12 protein-coding genes are annotated in these 13,835 nt (G+C 63.3%); 7 read left to right on the forward strand and 5 right to left on the reverse strand.

Annotated features, from left to right (window positions below; translation table 11 throughout):
- Positions 1 to 111: 111 nt before the first annotated feature.
- Positions 112 to 1,149 carry a DUF4424 domain-containing protein gene (locus EEQ99_RS12490; protein WP_244604796.1) on the reverse strand — a complete coding sequence of 346 codons (1,038 nt, stop codon included), beginning with the start codon at positions 1,147 to 1,149 and terminating at the stop codon, positions 112 to 114.
- Positions 1,150 to 1,242: 93 nt separating this feature from the next.
- On the opposite strand from EEQ99_RS12490, the gene EEQ99_RS12495 reads away from it, so the two are divergent.
- Genes EEQ99_RS12495 through EEQ99_RS12505 form a run of 3 tightly spaced genes read left to right on the forward strand, consistent with a single transcriptional unit; the run spans position 1,243 to position 4,288 of the window.
- Positions 1,243 to 2,028, forward strand: coding sequence for a TlyA family RNA methyltransferase (locus tag EEQ99_RS12495; protein ID WP_244604797.1), 786 nt, complete (start codon positions 1,243 to 1,245; stop codon positions 2,026 to 2,028).
- Entirely contained in the window at positions 2,025 to 3,275 is a 1,251-nt protein-coding gene (locus EEQ99_RS12500) for a class I SAM-dependent RNA methyltransferase (RefSeq protein WP_127430529.1), read from the forward strand. Before EEQ99_RS12495 ends, EEQ99_RS12500 begins: the two co-directional genes overlap by 4 nt.
- A gap of 2 nt (positions 3,276 to 3,277) precedes the next feature.
- Entirely contained in the window at positions 3,278 to 4,288 is a 1,011-nt protein-coding gene (locus tag EEQ99_RS12505; protein WP_127430530.1) for an MBL fold metallo-hydrolase, read from the forward strand.
- Between the two features lie 20 nt (positions 4,289 to 4,308).
- Here the strand turns inward: EEQ99_RS12505 and EEQ99_RS12510 are convergent, their stop codons facing one another.
- Together EEQ99_RS12510 and EEQ99_RS12515 are read right to left on the reverse strand one after the other, a co-directional pair.
- Entirely contained in the window at positions 4,309 to 5,064 is a 756-nt protein-coding gene (locus tag EEQ99_RS12510) for a crotonase/enoyl-CoA hydratase family protein (RefSeq protein ID WP_063476442.1), read from the reverse strand.
- 9 nt (positions 5,065 to 5,073) lie between these two features.
- Positions 5,074 to 6,852 (reverse strand): acyl-CoA dehydrogenase family protein, encoded by a 1,779-nt coding sequence (locus EEQ99_RS12515; RefSeq protein WP_127430531.1) that lies wholly within the window; start codon positions 6,850 to 6,852, stop codon positions 5,074 to 5,076.
- 211 nt (positions 6,853 to 7,063) lie between these two features.
- Between EEQ99_RS12515 and EEQ99_RS12520 the strand changes: the two genes are divergently transcribed.
- Positions 7,064 to 8,059 (forward strand): transporter, encoded by a 996-nt coding sequence (locus EEQ99_RS12520; protein ID WP_127430532.1) that lies wholly within the window; start codon positions 7,064 to 7,066, stop codon positions 8,057 to 8,059.
- A gap of 298 nt (positions 8,060 to 8,357) precedes the next feature.
- Here the strand turns inward: EEQ99_RS12520 and EEQ99_RS12525 are convergent, their stop codons facing one another.
- Both EEQ99_RS12525 and EEQ99_RS12530 read right to left on the reverse strand, forming a co-directional pair.
- The gene (locus EEQ99_RS12525) at positions 8,358 to 8,828 is read right to left on the reverse strand and encodes a BA14K family protein (protein WP_127430533.1); all 471 of its coding nucleotides are present in this window, start codon (positions 8,826 to 8,828) and stop codon (positions 8,358 to 8,360) included.
- Positions 8,829 to 8,975: 147 nt separating this feature from the next.
- Positions 8,976 to 10,220, reverse strand: a complete 1,245-nt coding sequence (locus EEQ99_RS12530; protein ID WP_028756678.1) for an aromatic ring-hydroxylating oxygenase subunit alpha — start codon at positions 10,218 to 10,220, stop codon at positions 8,976 to 8,978.
- A 430-nt stretch (positions 10,221 to 10,650) separates the two neighbouring features.
- Between EEQ99_RS12530 and EEQ99_RS12540 the strand changes: the two genes are divergently transcribed.
- The 3 genes from EEQ99_RS12540 (at position 10,651) to EEQ99_RS12550 (ending at position 13,795) form a co-directional block, all read left to right on the forward strand.
- Complete coding sequence (locus EEQ99_RS12540; RefSeq protein WP_028756679.1) at positions 10,651 to 11,259, forward strand: DUF6656 family protein; 609 nt, start codon at positions 10,651 to 10,653, stop codon at positions 11,257 to 11,259.
- 62 nt (positions 11,260 to 11,321) lie between these two features.
- Entirely contained in the window at positions 11,322 to 12,296 is a 975-nt protein-coding gene (locus EEQ99_RS12545; RefSeq protein ID WP_127430534.1) for an L-threonylcarbamoyladenylate synthase, read from the forward strand.
- Between the two features lie 62 nt (positions 12,297 to 12,358).
- Positions 12,359 to 13,795: an FAD-binding oxidoreductase gene (locus tag EEQ99_RS12550; RefSeq protein WP_127430535.1), complete on the forward strand. Its 1,437-nt coding sequence runs from the start codon at positions 12,359 to 12,361 to the stop codon at positions 13,793 to 13,795.
- Positions 13,796 to 13,835 lie beyond the last annotated feature (40 nt).

The following is a 13,835-nucleotide window of genomic DNA, read 5'->3' on the forward strand; positions in this document are numbered from 1 at the left end:
CGCCGTCATGGCACGAAACAGTTCGGACGAACCGCTGCAATCAAGCCAAACCTATGCGGACGGGCTTTAAATTTGTTTAAATTTGTGCGCTGCGGCGGTCGGGGCCGATGATTATTGTGCCGCCTCCGGCGGATTGAGGATCAGGATGTCGAAATCCTTCGCGGGATCGAAATCCTCAGCCGTCATCCGGAAGGTCGTCGGACCGATCTTCTGCACGTTGCTGCCGCAGAAGCTGATGAGGCTGGCGGGCTTGCCCTTGTCGATCGTCAGCTGGAAGCGCCGGATCGGCCCCGCCCAGTTGGCGCCGGTCGACAGCACATAGGAGATCCAGCTTTCGGTATAGTTCGCCCCTCCGGCCTCGGCTTCCCTGGCCCGCTGCTGGGCAACCCTGACGAAATCTCCGTCCAGACAGTATTTGCGGGAATATTCCTCGAAGCGTTCGCCCTTCGGTTCGCCATTTTCAAAAAAGCTGATGGCGACGGTGCCGCCGACGGCCGGCTTGTAACGATGCTCGACGCTGACCTTCTTCTTCGCCGGAAAGGTAGTGCGCCACCAATAGGTCGAGCGCAGCGTCCAGAGCGGCACGAGATCGCCCCCGGCATCGCCCGCACCCATGGAATAGATCAGGCCGCGGGCGATCCAGTCCTTGCGGACCGCTTCGGGAAGCTTGGCGAGCGCCTCGGCGGTCTTCTGGCTGTAGGGCAGGACAGGAATGCCGTGTTTGGCGAACTCGTCGGTGACGTCGATGCCGAGCGAGACGACGCGCTGCTGCAGTTTGGCGCTGATCGGCCTGCCATCCTGCACGGTGGAAAAATGCAGGAAATTGTCGCTGTCATAATCTGATATGGCGGAGATGTTGTCGATCTGGCCCGTGATGTCAGGCATCGGGAAGGCGACCAGGCTTTCGACATCCTTGTCGGAGCTGTTCTCGAAGACATAGTCGACCCGCACTTCCGAAGCGGAGATGAAAAGATCCTCTTGCGCCATGCTGACATCGTCGGATTGGGCGAAGATCAGCCCGCCGGTCTTGACCTCGGCCATCGTATCGTTCGCAAATGCGGGCGATGCTATCCCCGCCGCGACAAGCCCCGCAGCGATAGGCCCCACCGCGACGGGCCCCACGACAGGCAGAGTGAAGAGCTTCAGCATAAAACACCCCCGTGTCTGCGGCCCGCCCCGCGATCGCCGCGGCAGGATTATCGCCGAAAGCTTTTGAGGGTCAATGACGCTCTTGGGAACAAAATGCTTGCAACCGGCGGCTTTGCCGGTCATTCACAGCCGATGTCCGATCAAAACAGTCAACGTCTCGACCAGCTTCTCGTCTCCCGCGGCCTTTTCGCCAGCCGCTCGCGCGCCCGCGACGCCGTCCAGCGCGGCACCGTCAGGATCGGCGGCCAGGTGGTAACCAAAGCCGGCGCGCTGTTCGGCGAGCATGCCGTCATCGAGATCGACGATCCGGCGCAGGACTATGTCTCGCGCGCCGCGCTGAAGCTTGCCGCCGCGCTCGAGCATTTCCGGCTCGATCCCGCTGGTCATCACTGTCTCGATATCGGCGCTTCCACCGGCGGCTTCACCGAAGTGCTGCTGCAAAGGGGCGCCGTCCATGTCACCGCGATCGATGTCGGCCATGGGCAGATGCATCCGCGCATATCAGGCGACCCGCGCGTGACCAGCAAGGAAGGCCTCAACGCCCGCAACCTGACGGCAGATGATATCGGCCATCCCGCCACCTTCATCGTTTCCGACGTCTCCTTCATCTCGCTGAAGCTGGCGCTGGCGCCGGCGCTGGAGATCGCCGAGCCGGGTGCTATCGCCGTGCTGCTGGTCAAGCCGCAGTTCGAGGCCGGGCGCGAGGCGATCGGCAAGGGCGGACTGCTGAAGGATCCCGCCTCGGCGCCCGCCGTCGCTGCCGAACTGCAGCGCTGGTTCATCGAGGACATGGGCTGGAACAGCCTCGGCCTCATCCCCTCCCCGATTTCCGGCGGCGACGGCAATCAGGAATTCCTTCTGGCAGGATTGAAACCGTGAGCACCGAAACCGTCACGATCGAAAAACTCGGCGCCCAGGGCGACGGCATCGCCAGCAATGCCGGCGGACCTGTCTATGTACCCTTCTCCCTGCCCGGGGAAACGGTGGCGATCGCCCGCGTCAAGAGCCAGGGCACGATCATGTCGATCACCACGCCCTCGCCCGACCGGCAGGAGCCGCCCTGCCGGCATTTCGGCCCGGATGGCCTCAACGGCACCTGCGGCGGCTGCACGCTGCAGCACCTGGCAGATGCCCCCTACCGCGCCTTCAAGCGCCAGCTGGTCATCGACGCGCTGAAATCGAAAGGGCTGACACCCGAGGTCGGCGAGATCGTTCCGGCCCGCCCTGGCGAACGGCGGCGCGTGGTGTTTGCGGCACGCAAGACCGAGAAGGACATGCTGATCGGCTTCAACCAGGCCGAAAGCCATCATATCGTCGCGATCGAGGAGTGTCCGATCTCGTCGGCAGGGATCATCGCCCGGCTGCCGGCGATCAGGGCGATTGCCGCATCGCTGGCGACCAATGCCGAGCCCTTCCGGATCTCCGTGCTCGAAACGCTTTCCGGCCTCGATATCTCGGTCGACGAGGTGAAGAAACTCTCCGACCCGCAGCGGCGCAAGGCGGTGGAGACGGTGCTCAGCCTGCGCGGCATCGCCCGCGTTTCGCTGAACGGCGAAATCCTCATCGAGCCGTCGAAGCCGCTGGTCGATTTCGGCGGCATCCAGGTTGCGCCGCCGCCGGGCGGTTTCACCCAGGCAACGAAGCCGGCGGAACAGGCGATGGCGCAGCTGGTGCTCGCTCATGTCGGCAAGGCGAAACGGATCGCCGATCTGTTTGCCGGCGCCGGCACGTTTTCGCTGCAGCTGGCGCGGATCGGCCGCGTGCATGCCGTCGAAGCCGAGGCAAAGGCGCTCGCAGCCCTTGATCACGCCGCCCGCAATACGCAGGGGCTGAAGCCGGTCAGCGTCGAAAAGCGCGATCTCTTCCGCCGTCCCCTGATGACGCAGGAGTTCAAGCCCTTTGACGCCGTCGTCTTCGATCCGCCGCGCGCCGGCGCCGAGTTCCAGTGCAAGGAGCTTGCCCGCTCAGGCGTGAAGAAGATCGCGGCCGTCAGCTGCAATCCGCTGACGCTGGCGCGCGACCTCGCGATCCTCGTCGAGGGCGGCTACCGGATCACTGGCGTAACGCCGATCGACCAGTTCCTCTGGACCTCGCATGTCGAGGTGGTGGCGACACTGGAGAAATAGGCGTGCCTGTCGGAAAGACCAAAAGGCGCAACCCCTACTATAACGGCCCGGTGTCCGATCATTTCGACGGCGCGCATTTCTTCAATCCCGACGGCATCGAGCCCCTTGGTTTCCGCGATCTGCTGCGCTGGCAATTCGGCGGTGGCCGTCAGCGTTGGCCGCAATCGGTCCCAAGTCCGTACCCGGCGGCCAAGCCGGTTCCATGCGTGGACGGCGAGGATCTAAGGGTGACCATGGTTGGTCATGCAACACTGCTCGTGCAGGTCGCCGGGCTCAATATCCTCACCGACCCGGTGTGGTCGGAACGCGCAAGTCCCTTCGCTTTTGCTGGGCCCAAGCGCGTCGTCCCACCAGGCATCGCGTTCGATGATTTGCCGCCAATCGATCTCGTGCTGGTATCGCACAATCACTATGATCATCTCGATATCGCAACGCTCAGGCGGTTGGCTGCGAAGCATCGGCCGCGTGTCGTGACGCCACTCGGCAATGACACGATCATTCGCCGTGCCGTGCCCGATATACAGACGACATCGATGGACTGGGGCGAGCGCATTTCCCACGCCGGAATAAGCATTGATGCAGAGCCGGCACACCATTGGTCCGCGCGCGGAACCGCCGATCGCCGGATGGCACTCTGGGCGTCGTTCGTTTTGTCGACTCCAGCCGGAAAAATTTATCACGTCGGAGATACGGGCTTTCACCACGGCATCAATTACAAAGCGGCACAGCGGAAACATGGCGGCTTTCGCTTGGCCATTTTACCCTTCGGCGCATATGAGCCGCGCTGGTTCATGAAAGGGCAGCACCAGAATCCGCAGGAGGCGGTGATCGGGATGAAGTTGGCAAATGCGGCCTATGTGGCCGGGCATCACTTCGCCACGTTCCAACTGACAAATGAATCGGTCGACGCGCCGGCAAGAGCGTTGCAAGACGCAATGAGCGAGCATGATATTCCCCCGGAACGGTTTCGGCCGCTCAGGGCCGGCGAAGTATTCAACGTGCCGGCTGCCTGAGAAACGATGTCAGGCGACGCTTAGCGGCGCATGAAGGCTTCGAAGGCCGCCCGGGCCTCGGCGCTTTTCAGCCGCGCGGAGAAATAGCGGGCCTCTTCGTCAATCCGGGCGATGATCTCGCCACGATCGCCGCGAATAAGATCGCGGGCGATGCGCAACGCCTCCGGCGGCTTGGCCGCGAGTTTGGCAGCCAGGCCAAGCGTCAGTGAATCGACCTCGCCTGGCTCGACAACCTTCCAGACCAGACCGGCTTGCCTTGCCTCCTCGGCCGAAAATGCTTCCCCGGCGGCCAGCATGGCGAAGGCGCGCTGATGTCCCATCAGCCGCGGCGCGACGAGGCTGGAACCGGCCTCCGGCACCAGCGCCAGATCGACGAAGGGCGTGCGGAACTGGCTGCGGCTGGAGGCGACGGTCAGGTCGCAATGGAGATGGATCGTCGTGCCGATGCCTACCGCCAGACCATCGACGCCGGAAACGACGGGTTTTTCGGCATTCACCAGCGCATAGAGGAAATCGAGGATCTCCTGCTCCAGGCCGCGGCCGCCCATTGCGGCAGCGAGAAAATCGTTCAGGTCGTTGCCGGCCGAGAAGCAGCCTTCGGTGCCGAGCAAGGCGGTGGCGCGGATGCCGGGATCGGCATTGGCCGCATTCAACGCATCGGCCATGATGCGGTACATGGGGCGGGTGATGGCGTTCTTCTTTTCCGGCCGGTTGAAGCGGATGGACTGGACGCCGGGATAGGCGGAAGGCTGCTCGACGATGATGTGGTCGGTCATGAGGTCTCCTCAGGCAAGCAGGATGCGGGCGGCGGCAAGGCTTGCCGCGCCATTGACGACCCGGTCGCGAAGGGCTGCGGTCTCGGCGAGCAGGTTTTCGGCAGAGAAGCGGCAGAGCGCGATGCGGCCCTCGCCTGCACCATCGGCGGCCTCGGCGAGAGCGCCCTTGGCGAGGTAACCGCCGGTCAGCACGAGGCCGAAGAGGCGCTGATAGGGCGTCGCGCCCGAGAGCGCCTCGGCGGCTCTCTCCTCGGCAAGCGCCTTCATCAGCCAGGCGGTCGTCTGTTCGAGATCGACGATCGCGGCATCGAGCCTTACGGCAGTCTCGCCGAAACCATCGAGATTGGAGCCGCGGACGCTATCGGCGATCTGCTGAAGTTCGGCGACGAAGCCCTTCACCTGCTCGCCGCCGGAGAGCGGCAGCTTGCGGGTGACGAGGTCGATCGCCTGGATGCCGTTGGTGCCCTCATAGATCGGGGCGATGCGGGCATCGCGGAGATACCGCGCCGCGCCTGTCTCCTCGATGAAGCCCATGCCGCCATGCACCTGAATGCCGAGTGAGGCGACGTCGACGCCGGCATCGGTCGAAAAGGATTTGGCGATCGGCGTCAGCAAAGCGGCGCGCTCCTGCCAGTGGCGACGATCGTCACTGGCGCGATGGGACATGTCGATCGCGTGAGCGCAGGCATAGGAGATGGCGCGTGCCCCTTGGGTCAGCGCCTTCATGGTCAGAAGCATGCGGGCGACATCGGGATGGTCGACGATCGGGCTCATGCCGGCGCTGGTTGAACCCGGCGCCCTGCCCTGGGTGCGTTCCCTGGCATAGGCGACAGCCTTCTGGGTGGCGGCCTCCGAGATCGCCACGCCCTGCATGCCGACGGCAAGGCGGGCATTGTTCATCATCGTGAACATGCAGGCCAGTCCCTTGTTCTCCTCGCCGACCAACCATCCGACAGCGCCTTTTTCACTGCCGAATTTTCCGTCGCCGTAGATCATCGTGCAGGTCGGCGAACCATGGATGCCGAGCTTGTGCTCAAGCGAATGGCAGAAGAGATCGTTGCGGGGCCCAAGCGATCCGTCGTCGTTGACCAGGAATTTCGGCACCAGGAAGAGCGAGATGCCGCGCGTGCCGGCCGGCGCGTCCGGCAACCGGGCCAGCACCAGATGGATGATGTTGTCGGCTGCGTCATGTTCGCCCCAGGTGATGAAGATCTTCTGGCCGAACAGACGGTAGCTGCCGTCATCGCGGCGTTCGGCGCGGGCTTTCAGCACGCCGAGATCGGAGCCGGCATGCGGCTCGGTCAGGTTCATGGTGCCGGTCCATTCGCCTGACACCATCTTCTCCAGATATTTGTCTTTCAGCGCAGCGCTGCCATGGGTGCTGACCGCCTCGATGGCGCCCATCGTCAGCGTCGGGGCGAGCGCAAAGGCCATGGAGCCGGAGTTCCACATTTCCAGCGCCGCGACATTCAGCATATGCGGCAGCGCCTGGCCGCCAAACGCCTCGGGGGCGGTCAGTCCGTTCCAGCCGCCGGCGATCCAATTGCGATAGAGATCGCGCCAGCCATCCGGCAGCCGGACTTCGCCGCCCTCCAGACGGGCGCCCTGGCGGTCTCCGATGTCGGCGAGAGGCGCCACTTCCTCTGTGGCAAAACGTCCCGCCTCGGCCAGGATGGCGTCGACGAGATCCTCGCCGAGATCACCGAGCAGCCCTTGTGACATCGCCTCGCCCATGCCCGCTACGTGCTTCAACGTGAACGCGATTTCCTCGACGGGCGCCTTGTACATGCTCTTTTCCTCCGCAGACGGCCTCGCACCCCAGCAAAGCCCCTCCGAGGCAAGGGCTAATTGATTTTTACGTAAACGTCAATTTCGATTTCTTTGGCTGCCATGTGATAGTTTGCCTGAACATGGCGCTTGGCTCTTGCACCCTTGCGCAAATGAACGTCATGAAGACACTTTAAAGAACGATATCGCCTTCGCAAAGGATCGGCGACCAATGGATACATTGCCCGTCACCATACCCGGTTTCGTCTGGGCCTATCGTTTCTCGCCCGACCAAAAGACCGCGGTGCGACTGAACAATAGTGCGACGGTGGCGGAACTGACCGCCGACAACTGTTTCTACTGGCTGCACCTCAACCTTGTCGACGCCCGGGTGCCGGCCTTGCTCGAAACCCTGGACGGGCTGACGGAGGATGCGAAATCGGCGCTGACGACGCGGGATACGCATGCGGCCATCACCGTCGACGAGCAGATGCTCTATGGCACGCTCGTCGATTGCCAGCGCGATTTCGCCCAGGACACCAACAATCTCGGCTGGCTGCATTTCGCCATGTCCGATCGCTTCATCATCACCACGCGGCTGCAGCCGCTGCGCAGCGTCGAACGGGCGCGGGCGCTGATCGAGAAGAACCCGGGCAAATTTTCGCGGCCGGTCGATCTGTTCGAACTGCTGGTGATCGAATTCCAGCGCACGCTGATTACGATCGTCATCGAACTCACCGAAGAGCTGAACCAGATCGAGGATATCGTCTACGACAACGCGCCGCGCGACGAACGCCGGCGCTTAGCGCCGGTGCGGCGAACCGTGGTCAGGCTGCATCGGCATCTGCGCACAGTGCTGGCGCTGATGCGCCGTGCGGCGGCGGCCGACGACGACGAGATGCCCTTCGGCTTCGACGATGTGGCGCGGCGCCTGACCAGCCGGCTGGAAACGGTCGACCACGATATCTATGCGCTGCAGGACCGGGCGCGCCTGCTGCACGAAGAAATCGATTCGAAGCAATCCTCCGAAACCAATCGCCACCTCTATCTGCTGTCGATCATGACGGCCTTCCTGCTGCCGCCGACCCTGGTGACCGGTTTCTTCGGCATGAACACCGCCAACCTGCCCTTCGCCGTCGGCGACTACGGCACCGAATACGCCGTCGCCCTCATTGTCGCGTCTATTGCTTTTGCCTGGTGGCTGCTGCGGCGGGTGGATATTCTTTGAGGCGGAAGCGTTTGGCGTAACTGGCGGGGGCAGCTTCGGTTCGCTCCTATCCATCACACGTCGCGGAACTTGCCACAGAGTTCGCCCCACCCTCCGTCATCCTCGGGCCTCACCCGAGGATCCATGTGGGCCTCCATCAGCAGCGGGCATGGATCCTCGGCTCAAGGCCGAGGATGACGGAGGATGGGGGAACGCTCCAGCCAAACTCGCCGCCGATGCAGCGAATGGCGCGGTGGTACGACTACCACATCACACCGCATTGACACGGAGCGATCGAAAGCGCGGCGCGCTTCCTGCCTCAATACGGCGAATAGCACTGCTGGCGCGGGCCGTTATAGGGCTGGAACGTATTGTCGTAGGCGCGATAGGACCGGTAGCGGTTGGCGCACCAGGCGACATGGCTTGAACCCATGCGGGGCGCGGGCTCGACGTAACGCGGCTGGGCGACGATGGCGCCGCCGATGACTGCGCCGGCGCCGAAGGCGGCGAGCGGATACCAGTAGCCGTTATAATGGCGATAGCCCGGGCGATAATAGGAATATCCGCGATAGCCGCCGTAGTAGCCGGGCCGGTAATAGGCGCCGGGGCGATAGCCGGGCCGGTAATAATCGCGGCGATAATAACGGCGGTACTGGACGTCCTCGACCGCCGAGGATTTCTCCACCTGCGGAGCGGTCGGCATCTGGATGGCCTGCGACGGCGCAAAGCCCGTCAGAACGACGGCGGCGGCCAGAACTGCGGTTGCGATGTTGTTTCTTAGCCCGATCATTGTTTTCTCCCATTCAACAGCGAGCACCGCCTGCCCAGCAACGCTTTCGCGCCTGAATGGTTCCAAAAGCCGCCGGGACCGGCAGCTTTCCTTTTAGAGAATCCGAACTGAACCGGAGATTAACCGCCCGGCTCAGCCAGTGTGCGTTCAGGCAACGGCCGAGATTTTCGCCTGGTCGCCCTGCAGACGGTTCACCATGAAGTTCGAATACCATTCGAGGAACTGCATGACGCCGCCTTCATGCAGGGACGAATAGGGGCCGGGCTCATAGGCGGGCGAGTGAATGCCGAAGGCGTTTTCCTCGACGATCCGGCGATCCTGGTCGTTGGTCTCGGTCCAGACGTGGGTCAGTTCCTCGAGATTGTAATCCACGCCTTCGACGGCGTCCTTGTGGACGAGCCACTTGGTCGTCACCGCTGTCTCGTTGGCGCTGAGCGGCAGCACGCGGAAGGAGATGGCGTGGTCACCGAGCAGGTGGTTCCAGGTCGTCGGGTAGTGGAAGAGCAGCATGGTGCCGATATGGCTGATCGAGATATCGTCGGCGAGCGGGCGCTTGACGGCGCGCTTGCCCGACATGGTGTAGCTTTCGGCATCTTCGATCAGCGGCATGCGGGCGGTGCGGAACTGGCCGTCCGGCGAAATCTGGAACTTGCTCGGCAGGCCGGCAGCCTCGCAGCGCGCCCAATGGCCGGCGATCTCCGGATCGTCGGCGCCGCCATCCGTGCCGGTGACACTCGGGGCTTCGGGATAGGTGCGGCAGAGTTCGGGATGATTGGCGGCGCAGTGATAGCACTCGCGGTTGTTTTCCCAGACGAGCTTCCAGTTGCCCTTCTCGATGATCGTGCTCTGGAAGGCGACCTTGCTCTCGCTGATCCGGTGCGGCGCGACATAGGGTTCGATCTTGTCGCGCACCGGCTGGAAATCAGGGGCGGTGTTGGCAAGGCAGATGAAGACATAGCCTGCGACGACCTCGCAATGGACGGGTTTCAGATTGAAGCCGGTCTTGTCGAAATCATCGCCCATGTGGCGGGCGAAGGCGAGCTTGCCTTCGAGATCATAGGTCCACTGATGGTAGGGGCAGACGAGCCGCACGGAGGAGCCGTGCTCCTTGGTGCAGACGCGCGAGCCACGATGGCGACAGCTGTTGTGGAAGGCGCGGATGACATTGTCTTTGCCGCGGACGATGACGACGGGATAGCTGCCGATCTGGACGGTGAAATAGGCGCCCGGCTTCGGCAGTTCGCAATCATGGCCGATGAACAGCCAGTCGCGATAATAGATCATCTCCATGTCGAGCTGGAAATAATCCTCGTCTATGTAGAACGGCTGTTCGAGGCTGAAGCCCTCACGGCGGCTCTTGAGCTGACGCAAAACGTTGCTGCGAATATCCATCTTCATGTCCTCGTGCACCCGGTTGCCACCCTCGAACAGAGGGCTGGCGGAAGCGCGCCCGCTTCCTTCTCCTTCGGGAGAATTGTTCATGGCGCCATTTAATCACCGAGCATGGTTGCCGCTTGGTTGTAATGCGACATCGGCTTCGAAATTGACGACAGGATGCGGCAAGGCTTGAAGCGGCTCATCCCGGTCGATCACATCGTCCGACTCTCATTGTCCGACTCTCCGGGCAATTATCCTCAATTGCGACATGGCGTAAAGAGCCGTCACGCAAGAGGTCGGCTGCCTGACATCGATCGCCGTCGCGTTTGCGACATCTGCCGGCGCCTGCCGGTCAGCCGGCCGGCCACCGGGTCATTTTTAACATCGCCTTAAGCATACCGTCCTATCCTTCTAACGATTACCGACCGACCGAAGAACGCGAACCATGGCCAAACTCCGTTATTTCGACGCGAAAGATGCGAGCAGATCGCAGGAGCCGCAGCTGATTGCCGCGCATTCCGAATTCCTGCGCACCGGCCGCATCCCCCGCGACCGGCGCCACTGGCTGGCAGAGGAAAAGCGCTATCTCACCCATGATGAGGTCGCCGCAAAGACCGCGCGCAAGCTGCAGGTGGCCGGCGAGAAGACGCATCAGCACATCAACGGCTTTCACCACTCGATCCAGTTTCCGAAGATGATCTTCCACCGGACGCTGGAGGACAGCCCGCATCTCGGCTATTGCCACGTCACCGCCTCGCGGACGAAATTCGCCCATTACGAGGACGTGAGCTGGGCTTTCTACATCGCCAATTTCTATTCCGACATCGGCGAGAACGACAATTTCTTCGAGCGCATCGATGTCGGCTATTCCCGCATGTATTTCGCCGTCGCCATCAAACCGGGCGAGAACTCCACGGAAAAGATGACCATCGACCGGTCGGTGCGCGGCAACGGCTTGCTCTTCCGCACCCATGATCCGCAGGCAGCGATCCGCAACATCCTCCTGCTCGGCGCCCGCAACGAACAGCTGCGCGAAATCATCCGGCAGCTATAAGGCGATTGATCGCCGCCGACGGAAAGCCTAATGACTGCCGGGGCTAATTTATCGGGCAGGACATGGCGCGCATAATCGACATAAAGGCAGACAGGCAGGCAGCGATCGAAGCGGCCTCAGCCGCTCTTGCCGACGGCTTTGCCATCGCCATCCCGACCGAGACCGTCTACGGCCTTGCAGCCGACGCCACCAATCCTGTCGCCATCACCCGCATCTACGAGACAAAGGGACGGCCGCGTTTCAACCCGCTGATCTGCCATATGGCCGATCTGGCGATGGCCGAAAAACATGCCGAATTCGACCCGCTCTCGCGGGCGCTCGCTGCGGCCTTCTGGCCCGGGCCGCTGACGCTGGTGCTGCCCCTGAAGCCTGATAGTCCGATCCATTCGCTGGCGACCGCCGGGCTCGACAGCGTCGGCGTCCGTGTGCCGGAAGGGTTTGCCGGCGCGTTGATCGCCGCCTTCGGACGGCCGCTCGCAGCGCCCAGCGCCAATACGTCGGGCGGGATCAGCGCCACGAGTGCCGCCCATGTCGACGCCGATCTCGGCTCGCGGATCCCGTTGATCCTCGATGCGGGCCCAAGTGCCGTCGGCGTCGAATCGACGATCGTCAAGGCAGAGGGCGGCTGGCTGCGGCTGCTTCGACCGGGTGGACTGGCGGCGCGCGAGATCGAGCGCGTCGCGGGCCAACCGCTGCTGCGTGCGAAAACGGCCTCGGCGGCAATCGAGGCGCCAGGCATGCTCGCCTCGCACTACGCGCCGGGCGCTTCCGTGCGCCTCAATGCGACGGCGGTGGAACCCGGTGAAGCGCTGATCGCCTTCGGCAGCGCGGCGGTCTCCGGCGCCAACGGCGCGCGGATCGTGCTTGACCTCAGCCCGCGCGGCGATCTCGCCGAGGCGGCGGCCAATCTTTTCGACTACATGAAGCGGGCCGATGCCACCGGAGCATCGAGCATCGCCTTTTCGCCGATTCCCGAAGAGGGGCTCGGCGAAGCGATCAACGACCGCCTGCAGCGGGCAGCCGCACCCCGCGACTGAAAGACTTGGATTGGCCCGGACGATCGCTTTGCGGTCGCCTTGAGAATGGAGGATCGAGCCCGATGAGCAGCCCCAGCATTTCCACCGAACTGCTCGACCGCTTCGTCGCCATCGTCGGCGAAAAATACGCGCTTCGCGGCGAGGCCGACCTGGCGCCGCATCTGATCGAAAACCGCGGGCTCTATCGCGGCTCCTCCCCTCTCCTCCTGAAGCCCGGCTCGGTGGAGGAAGTCTCTGATATCATGAAGCTTGCGACCGCGACCGGAACGGCGATCGTGCCGCAGACCGGCAATACCGGCCTCGTCGGCGGCCAGACGCCGCGTGCCGGCAAGTGCGATATCATCCTGTCGCTCGATCGCATGAACAGGATCCGCGATGTCGATCCGGTGGCGAATGTGCTGGTCGCCGATGGCGGCGCCATCCTGGCCGAGGTGCAGAAGGCAGCCGAGGCGCATGGGCGGCTGTTTCCGCTGTCGCTCGGCTCCGAGGGCTCCTGCCGCATCGGCGGCAATCTATCCACCAATGCCGGCGGCACGGCCGTGCTTGCCTATGGCAATATGCGCCAGCTCTGCCTCGGCCTCGAAGTGGTGCTGCCAACCGGCGAAATCTGGGACGGCTTGCGCCGCCTGAAGAAGGACAATACCGGCTACGATCTGCGCGATCTCTTCATCGGCGCCGAAGGCACGCTCGGCATCATCACCGGCGCCGTGCTGAAGCTCTTCCCGCAGCCGCTCGGCCATCAGGTGGCATTTGCCGGCCTGAATTCGGTCGAGGATGCGCTTGCCCTCTTCAACCTGGCCTCCAGCCTCTGTGGCACCTCGCTCACCGGTTTCGAGCTGATGCCGCGTTTCGGCGTCGAGATCACCACGCGCCATATCGACGGCGTGCGCGATCCGCTGGATGCCGCCTATCCCTGGTACGTGCTGATCGACATTTCGACCTCGGACTCGGCCGAGACGGCGGAGCGGATGATGAACGGCGTGCTGGAACAGGGGTTTGGGGCCGGGCTGGTGCTGGATGCCGCAATCGCCGCCTCCGTGGCGCAGCAGAAGGCGATCTGGCACATGCGCGAGAGCATGTCGGATGCCCAGAAGCCGGAAGGCGGGTCGATCAAGCACGATGTCTCCGTGCCGGTGTCGAGGATCCCGCATTTCATGGCCGAGGCCGCAGAAGCGGTGATGGCGGCGATGCCGGGCGCCCGCATCTGCGCCTTCGGCCATATGGGCGACGGCAATATCCATTACAATATTTCCCAGCCGGTCGGCGCCGACAAGGCCGCCTTCATCGCCCGCTGGCGCGAAATGAACCATATCGTGCATGGGCTGGTGCTCGCTCATGGCGGCTCGATCTCGGCCGAGCACGGCATCGGTCAGCTGAAGCGCGACGAACTGGCGGCAATCCGCCCAGTGATCGAAATCGAGCTGATGCGCCGCATCAAGCGCGCCTTCGACCCGGCCAATATCATGAACCCGGACAAGGTCGTCAGCCTCGAGCCGTGAGGTCGGCGAGACCGGCCCTCATCCGGTTGCCGCCATCGAC

The organism is Rhizobium anhuiense, assembly GCF_003985145.1.
Taxonomy (GTDB): domain Bacteria; phylum Pseudomonadota; class Alphaproteobacteria; order Rhizobiales; family Rhizobiaceae; genus Rhizobium; species Rhizobium anhuiense.

Excerpts from the sequence above, each read along its gene's own strand:
- EEQ99_RS12510 (WP_063476442.1), bottom strand. The coding sequence starts at position 5,064 with ATGACCGACCACATCATCGTCGAGCAGCCTTCCGCCTATCCCGGCGTC.
- EEQ99_RS12550 (WP_127430535.1), top strand. The coding sequence starts at position 12,359 with ATGAGCAGCCCCAGCATTTCCACCGAACTGCTCGACCGCTTCGTCGCC.
- EEQ99_RS12495 (WP_244604797.1), top strand. The coding sequence starts at position 1,243 with ATGCTTGCAACCGGCGGCTTTGCCGGTCATTCACAGCCGATGTCCGAT.
- EEQ99_RS12530 (WP_028756678.1), bottom strand. The coding sequence starts at position 10,220 with ATGGATATTCGCAGCAACGTTTTGCGTCAGCTCAAGAGCCGCCGTGAG.
- EEQ99_RS12490 (WP_244604796.1), bottom strand. The coding sequence starts at position 1,149 with ATGCTGAAGCTCTTCACTCTGCCTGTCGTGGGGCCCGTCGCGGTGGGG.
- EEQ99_RS12545 (WP_127430534.1), top strand. The coding sequence starts at position 11,322 with ATGGCGCGCATAATCGACATAAAGGCAGACAGGCAGGCAGCGATCGAA.
- EEQ99_RS12525 (WP_127430533.1), bottom strand. The coding sequence starts at position 8,828 with ATGATCGGGCTAAGAAACAACATCGCAACCGCAGTTCTGGCCGCCGCC.
- EEQ99_RS12515 (WP_127430531.1), bottom strand. The coding sequence starts at position 6,852 with ATGTACAAGGCGCCCGTCGAGGAAATCGCGTTCACGTTGAAGCACGTA.
- EEQ99_RS12520 (WP_127430532.1), top strand. The coding sequence starts at position 7,064 with ATGGATACATTGCCCGTCACCATACCCGGTTTCGTCTGGGCCTATCGT.
- EEQ99_RS12540 (WP_028756679.1), top strand. The coding sequence starts at position 10,651 with ATGGCCAAACTCCGTTATTTCGACGCGAAAGATGCGAGCAGATCGCAG.